Origin of the sequence: Methanobrevibacter thaueri, assembly GCF_015062905.1 — an archaeon.
Taxonomy (GTDB): domain Archaea; phylum Methanobacteriota; class Methanobacteria; order Methanobacteriales; family Methanobacteriaceae; genus Methanocatella; species Methanocatella thaueri_A.
Genome location: NZ_SUTK01000020.1, coordinates 18,071 through 29,810 on the forward strand (window position 1 = coordinate 18,071; position 11,740 = coordinate 29,810).

The following is an 11,740-nucleotide window of genomic DNA, read 5'->3' on the forward strand; positions in this document are numbered from 1 at the left end:
GTAAATGAAAGATAAAACATCTATTAACAGAAAATCAAACACAGGTGCAGTTGAACGTGAAACCAAAGTTCATGACAGAGAAGGAGACATCATGGCTATTGCAACCAGAGATGTTATTTCAATCCCTCCATCAAAAAGTATCAAGGATACTGCTAAAGTGATGATGGAACATGAATTTAGAAGATTGCCAATCACTGACCCTGGCTCTGGAAAATTATTAGGTATTGTAACCGTAATGGATATATTGGATTTCTTTGGTGGAGGAAAAAAATTCAACATTATTGAGAAAAAATACGAAGATAATTTCCTAGCAGCTATTAACGAGCCAGTAAAAGAAATCATGACTCGTGATTTAATCACCGTATCTAACAAAGCTTCTATTGGAGAAACCCTTGAAGTAATGTTAGCTAACCAATTAGGTGCTATTCCTATTATTGATGCTGATGAAAAACTTGCAGGAATTGTAACTGAAAGGGATATCGCCCTTTCCTTAGCAGGCGTTGCAGGTAAAGACATTGTACAGGATTACATGACTACCAAAGTATTCAATACAACTCCTGGAACTTCATTAGGAGACGCATGTAAAATCATGGTTAGAAATGGTTTAAGGAGAATTCCAATTGTCGGTGGTGAAGCTGACATATCCAAAGCGGCTAAAAAATTATTAGGTATCTTAACCTCTACAGATGTCATAAGATTCATCAACGCAAAAGAACTGTTTGACCACTTGAATTCCAATTTGGCAACTGATGTACTCGACCAAACAAAAATTTCAGATATCATGGTTAAAGAGCCAATAACTGTCGAACCTACCCTAACTATTGGGGAGTTATGTGAAATCTTTGCCGAAAAGAATATCGGTGGGGTTCCAGTCGTTAAAGAAGATAAAATTATTGGTATTATTACTGAAAGAGACATATTAAACGCAGTTAAAAGATATTAAAACATTTTTAGGAGATGATAATATGCAAATTAAGAATTTGATGTCTGAGGATATTATTACCATAGACAAAGATCAAAATCTTTCTGATGCTTTGAAATTGTTGCGTAAAAATAACGTTTCACGTTTGCCTGTAATCAACAATAAGGAATTGGTGGGAATAATTTCTGAAAGGGATATTGCCGCCAAGCTTGGTTCTTCAAAATATGAAAGTATGCCTGCATCAAGACTTCATATTTCATCCGTAATGGTTAAAGACGTATTAACAGTTCCTGAAACTATGCAATTGGACGAAGTTGCAAAAATGATGTTGGAAAATGGCATAGGTTCCGTTCCTGTTATGGACGCTGATGATAACATGGTTGGAATCGTATCCAAAGCGGATTTCGTCACTCTTGCTGTGGGAATTGCTTTTGATAAGATTACTGTCAAAGAAATCATGACCAAGGACGTGACAGTTGTTTCACCAACTGAAAGACTTGTTCATGCAAGAAGACAGATGATTGAAAACCATGTGGGCAGATTGCCTGTTGTCGAAGATGAAGAATTGGTGGGCATGTTGACCTCTAAAGACTTGATGAGAGCATTCATCGACTTTAGAAAGAATGTGCCTGAAAAATACCAAAAATCTCAAATCAAGGAGGTTTTGGTTGAATACATCATGTCTTCAAATCCGACAGTCACTTCCAAGGATGCAACCATCTCTGAAGTGGCTAAAATTATGATAGAAACCGGTTACAACGGTTTACCGGTCATTGATGACAACAAAGTTGTCGGTATCATAACACAAACTGATATTTTAAGATTAATTGAAAAATTAGAATCTTAAATATCAACTTTTTTTATTTTTTTGGGTGATTACTATTACATTAATATCATTTTTAGGACCAAAAGGAACATTCACTCACGAAGCGGCCAACATGATTGGAGATGAACTGATTCCATATTGTACCATCCCGGCCGTAATGGAAAGTGTTGCAAACAATGAAACAGTATATGGCGTTATTCCAATTGAAAACTCAATTGAAGGACCTGTCGGAATAACATTGGATTCACTGGCCCACAAGTTTGACTTGAAAATATTTGAGGAAATAATTATTCCGATCAACCAGAATCTGATCGTCAATCCCGGATGCACAATGGATGACATTGAGGATGTCTATTCTCATCAGCAGGCTATTTCACAATGTCAGGAATTCATTAGTCAAAATAGGATTCAGCCTCATTATGCAATAAGCACTGCGAATGCCGCCAAAAATATTATTGGGGATAAATCTAAAGCCGCTATTGGTAATGCAAAAGCTGCAGAGCTCTACGGTTTGGAAATCCTTAAGGCAAATATTCAGGATATGGACAATAATGAGACAAGATTCATAGTTGTTTCAAACAATGATCATGAACCTACCGGCAAGGACAAGACTTCGATAATATTTTCAATATATGAGGACCGTCCTGGAGAACTCTATAATATTCTTGGAATTTTCCAAAAAAACAATATAAACTTAACTAAAATCGAATCCCGTCCATCTAAAAAGGGTTTGGGAAGATATCTGTTTTTCATCGACTTTAACGGTCACAAAGATGATGATGTGATTAAGAATATCATTGACGAGATTGATGAAAATACCTATTTTTTAAAAGTTTTAGGTTCCTATCCTGAATTTTAGGTAACATTTAAATTATTGTTTGAATATAATTTAAAGTATAATAATTTCAGGGAGGGTAGGAATGTCAGAAGATAGAGATAAACTTCTTCAGGTTATGAATAGTTTGGAAGCTGATTACAAGTCTGGTAAGATTTCTGCAGGAAAATACAGATATTTCCGTTCCAAATATGAAGATAAATTGAATTCTATTGATGCGATGGAAGCTACAAAGCGTATCAGATCCATGCAGGGCAAGTCAACTACCAAAACTAAAAAAAGAAGTAAAGAACCTACCAATTATAAGAAAAAGCAAGAACAGGACTTAGTTCAAAAATATATTATAAATCCTAAAAAGGATGATGCAAAATATAATAAAAAGAAAAAATCTTCAATGAGTAGCGGTGCTTTTACAGTGATAACCTTATTGGTGCTTGTAATCGCATTTACATCTGGTGTGGCTTTTGGTATTTTTAATTTGGATTCCGATCCTATGGTCGATACTGGTGTTGTTGCTACTGTTACAGATACAGCATTCCCTGAAGTTGTTGCTGTTGTAAATACTACAACTACCAATTATAATTATACTTCAAATGATTATAATGATACTCAGACAAGTACCAGCGATAATAATGATAATAACGACCAAAATCAGGTTGAGACTACGACTGAAACTACTACTACAACTACTACTACAACAACTGATTCGTCAGACAGTTCTCAATCCAGTTCAAGTTCCAGTTCGTCAGATAGCAGTGATTCAAGCAGTGATTCCTCAAGTTCGTCAGATAGCAGTGATTCCTCAAGTTCTAACGAGGGGACATCAGGTTAATGCCTAAGGTGGTTTTATGAAAGGAAAAATTTTAAAGGGAAGTATAATAGCAATTATTCTTATCATATTTTTAGTTTCAAGCGTCAGTGCAGAGAATGCTAACGAGGAAACTAAAGTTTTAACATTGTCCAAGGGAGGATTGGTTATTAATTATCCTTCAGATTGGGGCTATTCACAGGCTACTTCAAATTATTCCATCATGTCAATTTCAAAACTTGATTCAATAGATTCAGCCGGAATAGGCCAGGTCAATATCAATTTTGAGAAAAAGCCGATTGAAGGAGACTTTTACACATTTGTAAATTCCACTTACAAATCCATGCAGTATGACGCATCTTTTAAGTTAATTTCCTCAGGGGACTCTGTAATTGGAGACAGGCAAGCATTGGAATACCTATACACTTCTAATGACAATGGAGTGGAACGTGAACACAAGGTGGTCTGGTTTGAAAAGGGCGGTCAGGCATATGCTTTAATGTATAGTGCGCCAGTTGATAAGTTCGAACAGAATTTATACGTATTTGATTATATCCTGTCTGATATTCAGATTACTTAAGGTGTTTATATGATTGTTTTATGTGTTACAGGTAGCATTGCAGCTACCGAATCAATCAAATTGGCTCGTGAGCTTAGAAGAAATGATGTTGAAGTGAAATGTTTCATGAGCGATTCCGCCTGCGAAATCATTCATCCGAATGCAATGGAATTTGCTACAGGTCATGAAGTCGTAACCAAATTGACAGGCAAAATCGAGCATGTCAGATATTCTCAGGAGGATTTGATACTTGTCGCTCCGGCCACTGCAAACACCATTTCCAAATTCGCTTATAAGATTGCTGACAATCCTATTTCAACATTGCTGATTACCGCACAAGGCCATGACACTCCAATTATTTTTGTTCCATCAATGCATGACTCAATGTATCGTGCAATCAAGGGAAACATTGATAAAATTAAAGAAGAGGGATCTGCGTCTTTCATAAAGCCTAGGATGGATGAAGGAAAAGCAAAATTCCCTTCAAAAGAGGATATTGTCCTTGAATCTCTAAGAACTATTAATTTAAATAAAGATTGATATGATTAAAGGCAAAAAAATTTTAATTAGTCTTGGAGGTACATATGAGCCTATCGATTCCGTGAGGGGGATTACAAACAAGTCTTCCGGTAAAATGGGATTGGCGCTTGCTTGTGAGGCTTACATCAGGGGTGCGGATTTGAAATTGGTTGTTGCCAATGTCAGTGTGGAAATCCCTTCTGTTTTTGATGTCGTTCGTGTTGAGACCGGCAGTGAAATGAATGATGCCATTTTAAGCATTGTTCCGGATTGTGACATTTTCATATCTGCCGCAGCAGTTTCTGATTTTGAATTAGGGCAAAAATCCGATAAGAAAATAGATTCTTCAAATTCTATTTTTTTGAATTTGAAGCCTGCAACCAAGATCATTCGCCAGATTAAAAAAGTCAATCCTGATATCTTTCTTGTTGGTTTTAAGGCCGAGTTCAACATTTCAAGGGATGATATTATTGAATGCGCTCGAAAGCAAATTTCAGATGCAGGAACTGACCTTGTTATAGCCAATGATATCTCAAAGGAGAATTGTCAGTTCGGATCTGATGATAATGAGGTCTTGATTGTTGACGATGATGTTATGGCGGTTCCTCTGGCTTCAAAGAGGGAGATTGCAAAACGCATTTTTGACGTAATTTCTAAAAAGATATGAGTTCATCTGCCTGTCAGAACATTGCAACATTGTTTTCAATCATAAATTTATTTATTTTAAAATTATAATCATTTATTTTAATACTTTTTTGATTTCAATTAGTTTAATTAATCAATGAATAAATTATTTTGATAGTTTTTTCAACGCTATTTTTCCCATCTCCCTGAAGTTTCAAGAATATGGTGAACTGTAGTCTATATGTTTTAATTTGGATTTGGATTTTCAAATCAATTTTGTTTTTGATATATTATTCCGTGTATGGTGTAAAATTAATTTTATAGTATAAGTTTTAATCAATCAATTTTTTGGTTTATGCAGTAATTTTATATGAAAATTTAAGCTTATTGAAGTAATACTTTTTTGATTAAAAACAGTAAATCAATCTTTGAAAAAAAGTTTTTTTAAAATTAGTTTTAAATAAAAATAAGTTCATGCCTTTAGGTATGAGTTAAATGGAGTGATTAATAGAGTGAATCAACCTAAAGGACGTTTCAATGAACTTTTATTTTATTTGCATTAGCAATTATTATATTTAATTTTATAGTATAAAAAGCTATCTAAGTAATACTTTTTGGCACTTTTTGTAGTAAGTTTTTAATTTTCTCAGAGCTATTTTTTAGTTGTTTATCACTCAAAAATAAGGTGATTTTTTTCAAAGATTTTTCTTGTATTGACAATGCATTATTGCCTTTTTTGTACTTGCCTTATTTCACAATTTGGTTAATTTTAAAAACTTTATATTGGGTTTTCTTTTAATATTATGTAGATTTCAATTTAAGATTTTATATGGGTTTGTTTTTGATAGTTTTTGTTGTAAAACTAGTGTGGAATTATTCTTTTTGATTATATTTACATGTGTTTTTTGTGGGGTGATTTCTAACGTATTGATATTTGTTAAGGTATCCTGAGCATATATTTTTGGTTATTGGACTATGTCATTTCTTTTTGGTAATCTATTGAAAAATTAAATTGATTTAAGCTTTTTGTTTTTTTTATTTTTAATAAAAAATTTGTTAGTTTTTCTTTAGGTTTAATTTATGTTGTTGATTTTAGAATTAATCATTCTTGAGTGGGCGTTTCTATTTTCGTTTCATTAAACATATCCATATCAAAAGATTTATACTGGTATGCAACAGCAGATGTGCAAATACCATTGCCGGTAATATTGCTGAGAGCATTAAACATACCGATTAGATTGTATATGCCTGTTATCATACTAATTACGGCAATAGGTAAACCTACCATAGTAAGTATCATGGATAATGTAAAGACGCTTGCCATAGGAACTGTCGGGGTACTGATTGTAGCCATTAAAATAATGATGGCCGCTGTTAAAAGTGCGGTTGTGCCGAAATCAATTCCATGAGCTTGAGCTGTAAATAAAAAACCAACACTAAAGAAAACTGCAGACCCGCTCTTATTAAGTGAAGTTCCTAAAGGAACTGTAAATAATGAAATATCATGGGAAACACCCATTTCATCTAATTTTTCTATACTTAATGGAATTGGTGCGCTTGAAGATGCTGATGAGAATGCAAAAAACATTGCCGGTAAAAACTTTCTATAAAATTTTAAAGGATTGGCCTTAGTAAAAATTACAAAAATAATTGGATAAATCACAAATATCTGAATAGCAGTTACAAGTATTATACATCCGATAAATGCAGTTAATGGTAAAATAGTTTCAAATCCGATTGATCCAAAAGTTCTTGCCATCATGCAGAATATTCCAATTGGAGCGATTTTCATGATGACATTTATCAGTTTCATCATAATATGGTTTAATTCATCAAAAAGGTTATAGAGTGTTGATGTTTCATCTTTTAATTTGATTAAAATATAACCGAGCAGTACTCCAAAAAAGATAATGGGCAGCATTTCTCCATTAGTCAATGCATTTAATGGATTTTCAGGAAAAATATTTAAAATTATGTCAGTTAATGTCATGCTCACTGAATTTGACGCTGCTTCGGATGCAGTTATATTTAAACCCTCTCCTGGTCTGATAATTGTTCCTATAACTAAAGCAATTACTATTGAAATGATGTTTGTTAACATGAAAAATCCAATGGATTTTGCCCCTACTGTTCCGAGCTTTCGTATATCTGTGATTGAAGCAAGACTCATGACTATTGAACAGAAAACAAGTGGAACAACAAGCATTTTCATTAATCTAATGAATAACTCTCCACCTACATAAAAAACATTATCCATTAAGATAAAATTTTTAATGAAAGGATTTTTAACATAAAAGTTTAGGAATAATCCTGTCAAGGTTCCTAAAATCATTGCTATTAAAATCCAATTTCCTAAACTTAATTTTCTTAAATAATTAAACATTTCAATCAAATATAATAACTTTTTTTATTCCATATCCTTAAGCAATTTATTGGGTTCTTTTTTATTGTTTAATACATCCCTATCCAATGATTTATTTTTAAGCGCAACGATTATTGTGCAAACGGAATCACCAGTAATATTGACTGCAGTTCTACATGAGTCGAGAATAGGATCTATACCCACCATTACTCCAATCATTTCACTCGGCAGACCGACTGCAGTGAATACTAAAGTTAAAGTGGCAAGACCTGAAAACGGAACTGAAGGCGTACTGGTCGAAGCTATTAACACTGTAAAAATTAATGTTAAAATAGCTGAAATACCTAAATCAATTCCACAATATTGTGCTGCAAACATCACAGCCACACATTGCATGATAATGGTTCCATTTTTGTTAAGTGTAGCTCCTAAAGGAACTGTAAATGATGAAATGTCACGGGTAATGCCAATTTCTTCCAATGTATTCATATTTAATGGAATTGTTGCATTTGAGGATAATGTTGAAAATGCAAAGAATATCACAGACAGGAACTTCCTATAAAACTTCAAAGGATCCACTTTTGCAAAAATGATAAGTATAAAAGGATAAACTACAATTAACTGAATTAACAGCCCTAATATTATACATCCCACGAATTTGGCTAAAGGAAATATGCTTTCAAACTCTAAAGTTCCAAAAGTTTTGGCCATCAAACAGAATACTCCAAAAGGAGCAAATTTAACGACAACATCTGTCATTGCTATCATAACTTTTTTTGATTCTTTAAAAACATTATTGAGCGTTGGAGTTTTTTGACTTAATTTAATTAAAATAAAACCCATTATCACTCCTAATATGATGACAGATAACATCTCACTACTGGCTAAAGCATTTAAAGGATTTTCTGGAATAATATTTAAAACTAAATCAGTCATTGTTTGATTAAGAGTCACATTTGATGTTTGATTTATTGTTGAGAGGTTTATGCCAATGCCAGGTTTAAAAATTGCACTTATTGTGAGTGCGATAAATATTCCAACAAGGGATGTGATCAGATAGAGAATAATGGTGCTTCCGCCAATCATAAAAATTTTACGAATATCAGAAATTGAAGCCACACCAACAACTAAAGAACAAAAAACAAGTGGAACAGCAAGCATTTTCATCAATCTGATAAAAATATTTCCTCCCAAATAAAAAACATTATCTATAAGAATAATATCTTTAATAAAGTGGTTATTAACAAATAAATTTAGAAATAAGCCGACGATTATTCCTAAAATCATTCCTATTAAAATCCAATTACCCAAACTAATTTTTTTCAATCGATAAAACATAACTCATCTGTTTATTTTTTTATTAATTATAATATTAAAATTATTATGATGGTATGATATTGGATGAGTAATTTTTAAAACAATTTTATTTTAAATCCTAATCGTAGGAATCTTAAAGATTTTCAGCAAGAATTAGATTAGAAAACGATACATAATCCAATTATCCTTAAGAATATCAAGAATATGAATGTAAATTTAAAAAAAAGAACGCCTAATATCTGGAAGATTTTTTTTACTTTACCAGAAGTCAGTTTGACATTTCTTTTAAAAGTTTTTCTCAACTAGAAAAGCAACATGATCTTTTTCGTAGGGTTCCAGTTTCACTTTTTCAATAATTTTAAAGCCTTTCTCTTTCAATTTCTTTTCCTGTTCCTTGAAAACCTTTTTAGGCTTTTGAACAACATCGATACTTCTTGCCTTAATCATTAAAAGACCTGCACCATCCTCTTTGGAAAATAAGTTCATATTTCTCATGAACAGCTCTGTCTGTGTAGGCTGGGCAACATCACAGTATACCAGATCGGACTTTTCAACAATGTTGAGGTATCCTTTCGGTTTGGTTGCATCACCCAGAATAGGAGCAATGTTAGGCCTTTGGCGTGAAAGCTGAACCAGTTTTTTGGCTGTGGTAGGTGAAAATTCAACTGCATAAACCCTTCCATCTGTTACAATATCTGAAATGTGTGAAACGGTAGTTCCGGTTGAAGCTCCAAGGTACAGGACTTTTGAGGCATCATCAAGCTTTAAATTTTCCATTCCGTTTAAAAGTGCCGCTGCCAATTTTGAACGTCTTGGATTCCATATTCTATATTCCTCATCCTCTTGGATTAATTCCTCTCCATAGACTGATATTCCAGGAGTCAAATTTTTGGTTGCAACATTCCCGTCTTTAAAATAAACTTTCATGCTTATCTCCTCTTCCTTTTCTTTTTACCTTTTCTCTTTTTGTTTTTGCCTTTTGACCTTTCTTCATTTCGTTTTTTAGTAGTTTTGGTTGGAAAAGGATTATTCTTTTCAATTTCTTCAGCTTTTTTTATAAATTCATCAAAGGCATTTTCATCAAATGTCTTGGTAAAAACATCCCTTCTTGCGGCATGTGATATCATTCCTGCAAGCATTCTGGCAATTTTTCCACGATTCCACCATTTTGCTCCGCGAACCTGCGGATGCTGGTATATCAAACCGTATTTAGGCGGACGGTCTCCACTTTTTAGGTGCCTGAACAGAGCCTTTTCAGCACCCATTATCTGGACTGTGCTTGATGGGTAGACTGCGAGCCTTTTAAGCCCTCCAGCATGTGAAATCAGCTTGGCTCCTAGAGATGATCCGACCAATAATCTCAAGTTTGGAGCGATGTCCTGCATTTTAAAGTCAACATATTCCTCAAGGTTTTTTCTTGTCTGCTGCATTTCATAGATTGAATTTGCATAATTGTTCATTATTTCTATGTCTTTTGGATTGATGTCTTCTTCCAGGTCGATTATGTCACCTGGGAATGCTTCAGGTTTGGCATTAATGATTTCTTCCTTGGTTTTGTTTTGTGAAATCAACTTGATGTAGGTTTCATTGTTTTTAATAACATCCATTTCGGGGAAATACAATGCATACCATTCACGGATTCTTTCAATTTGTTTGGAAATGCTTTCATCAATCTCATCTATGGTATTGATTGCCTGAATCAGGTGCTTGTCTTCAGAGGCTGATTCCTTCTTGATTTTGTAAATCGCCAGATTTCTGTAGATTTCGGTTATTTCATCATTGTCCAATCCGAATTCTTCATAATTGCTTCTTAGATATTCTCCAGCAGGATTCGGATTTTTGATGGTGACTTTTTCATTGCCGTAATCTGACTTTCTTTTATTGGACTCGATTATGATTTCATCATGGTCCCTTGAAACTTCATCGATTATTTCCATTTCTTCAGGCACGATTTTTTTATCATCGATATCGGCCAATCTGTTAAGTATTTCATCTTCAGGAAATAACTTTTCTGAGATTAATTCGTTTTCACTGTTAAAGGCTAGAAATCCTTTAACACAATAAGTAATATAGCATTCCATAAAATTAATTATCTATTTTATTTTTAATAAGTATTTTCAATAGGTGCATTGAATTATTTGAGGGCAAAATTGGTTGTAAAGATTTTTCTTTAAACTATTTTTATCATGAAATTTAAACTATTAACTGTATGTCAAAAGAGAGTTTGGATGATTTAAGATATGAGTTGGAACTTAAGAATGCAGAAATCGATGAGCTTAATATTGAGCTTCAGGAAAAAAACGAGCAGATCAACAAGCTGAAGCTGTATTCCACCAAATTAAAATACGAGAAAAAGAATTTGGAGGACAAGCTCGACACCAAAATCGATTATGACAAGGCAAGAATCAATGAGCTTGACGATTTGCAGGAAAAAATCAGGGAAAAGGAATCCATCATCGAGGACAAGCATGACCAGGTGAAATACCTCAGGTCCTTGATTGACGATTACAAGGAGCAGTTAGGCAGGAATACCGAGAATCTGGATGTCCAGCTCAAAAAAATCTCTAAAACCTATGAGGATTTGCTCGCCCAAAAGGATGCCATAATCCAAAAACAGGATGAGCAAATTGCCAATTTGATAAAATCAAATGAAGAAACAGTAAAATCAAACAAAACTAACTTAATAAGTTTGAAATTGCAGAATGAAAAATATCAGGAAATCATTGATAAATTTACAAAAACTAATTAAACAATTAATTACAAAGTTGATATTATGTTGAAAACAAACGTTTGTGGAGTAGAATTTAGAAATCCCTTGATGTTGGCGGCAGGAATTATGGGAAGCAACGCCTCATCAATGAACTGGATTTTAAAATCAGGTGCTGGAGGAGTCGTATCCAAATCATTTTCACTTAATCCTCATCCGGGCTATCCGAACCCGACAACCGTGGCGGTTGATGGGGGAATC

At 33.6% G+C, this 11,740-nt stretch carries 12 protein-coding genes and 1 pseudogene; 9 read left to right on the forward strand and 4 right to left on the reverse strand.

Annotation, left to right across the window (positions count from 1 at the left end):
* The first annotated feature begins 4 nt into the window (after positions 1-4).
* The 7 genes from E7Z79_RS05550 (at position 5) to E7Z79_RS05580 (ending at position 5,136) form a co-directional block, all read left to right on the forward strand.
* Complete coding sequence (locus E7Z79_RS05550; protein WP_303738980.1) at positions 5-943, forward strand: CBS domain-containing protein; 939 nt, start codon at positions 5-7, stop codon at positions 941-943.
* A 22-nt stretch (positions 944-965) separates the two neighbouring features.
* Positions 966-1,769, forward strand: a complete 804-nt coding sequence (locus E7Z79_RS05555; RefSeq protein ID WP_303738981.1) for a CBS domain-containing protein — start codon at positions 966-968, stop codon at positions 1,767-1,769.
* Between the two features lie 34 nt (positions 1,770-1,803).
* Complete coding sequence (pheA, locus tag E7Z79_RS05560; RefSeq protein ID WP_303738990.1) at positions 1,804-2,607, forward strand: prephenate dehydratase; 804 nt, start codon at positions 1,804-1,806, stop codon at positions 2,605-2,607.
* Positions 2,608-2,668: 61 nt separating this feature from the next.
* The gene (locus E7Z79_RS05565) at positions 2,669-3,415 is read left to right on the forward strand and encodes an endoglucanase (RefSeq protein WP_303738982.1); all 747 of its coding nucleotides are present in this window, start codon (positions 2,669-2,671) and stop codon (positions 3,413-3,415) included.
* Positions 3,416-3,431: 16 nt separating this feature from the next.
* The gene (locus E7Z79_RS05570; RefSeq protein ID WP_303738983.1) at positions 3,432-3,971 is read left to right on the forward strand and encodes a hypothetical protein; all 540 of its coding nucleotides are present in this window, start codon (positions 3,432-3,434) and stop codon (positions 3,969-3,971) included.
* Positions 3,972-3,980: 9 nt separating this feature from the next.
* Positions 3,981-4,490 (forward strand): flavoprotein, encoded by a 510-nt coding sequence (locus E7Z79_RS05575; protein WP_303738984.1) that lies wholly within the window; start codon positions 3,981-3,983, stop codon positions 4,488-4,490.
* 1 nt (position 4,491) lies between these two features.
* A complete protein-coding gene (locus E7Z79_RS05580) occupies positions 4,492-5,136 on the forward strand; it encodes a phosphopantothenoylcysteine decarboxylase (RefSeq protein WP_303738985.1) in 645 nt (214 codons plus the stop codon).
* A gap of 1,059 nt (positions 5,137-6,195) precedes the next feature.
* Here E7Z79_RS05580 and E7Z79_RS05585 read toward each other — a convergent pair.
* The 4 genes from E7Z79_RS05585 to E7Z79_RS05600 form a co-directional block, all read right to left on the reverse strand.
* Positions 6,196-7,476, reverse strand: coding sequence for a dicarboxylate/amino acid:cation symporter (locus E7Z79_RS05585; protein WP_303738991.1), 1,281 nt, complete (start codon positions 7,474-7,476; stop codon positions 6,196-6,198).
* 24 nt (positions 7,477-7,500) lie between these two features.
* Positions 7,501-8,781, reverse strand: a complete 1,281-nt coding sequence (locus E7Z79_RS05590; protein ID WP_303738986.1) for a dicarboxylate/amino acid:cation symporter — start codon at positions 8,779-8,781, stop codon at positions 7,501-7,503.
* A 276-nt stretch (positions 8,782-9,057) separates the two neighbouring features.
* Positions 9,058-9,699 (reverse strand): fibrillarin-like rRNA/tRNA 2'-O-methyltransferase, encoded by a 642-nt coding sequence (locus tag E7Z79_RS05595; protein ID WP_303738987.1) that lies wholly within the window; start codon positions 9,697-9,699, stop codon positions 9,058-9,060.
* Between the two features lie 2 nt (positions 9,700-9,701).
* Positions 9,702-10,853, reverse strand: a complete 1,152-nt coding sequence (locus tag E7Z79_RS05600; RefSeq protein WP_303738988.1) for an NOP5/NOP56 family protein — start codon at positions 10,851-10,853, stop codon at positions 9,702-9,704.
* 128 nt (positions 10,854-10,981) lie between these two features.
* On the opposite strand from E7Z79_RS05600, the gene E7Z79_RS05605 reads away from it, so the two are divergent.
* Together E7Z79_RS05605 and E7Z79_RS05610 are read left to right on the forward strand one after the other, a co-directional pair.
* The gene (locus E7Z79_RS05605; protein ID WP_303738989.1) at positions 10,982-11,521 is read left to right on the forward strand and encodes a glycosyl transferase; all 540 of its coding nucleotides are present in this window, start codon (positions 10,982-10,984) and stop codon (positions 11,519-11,521) included.
* Between the two features lie 24 nt (positions 11,522-11,545).
* Positions 11,546-11,740: pseudogene (locus E7Z79_RS05610) on the forward strand (dihydroorotate dehydrogenase); the annotation flags it as partial.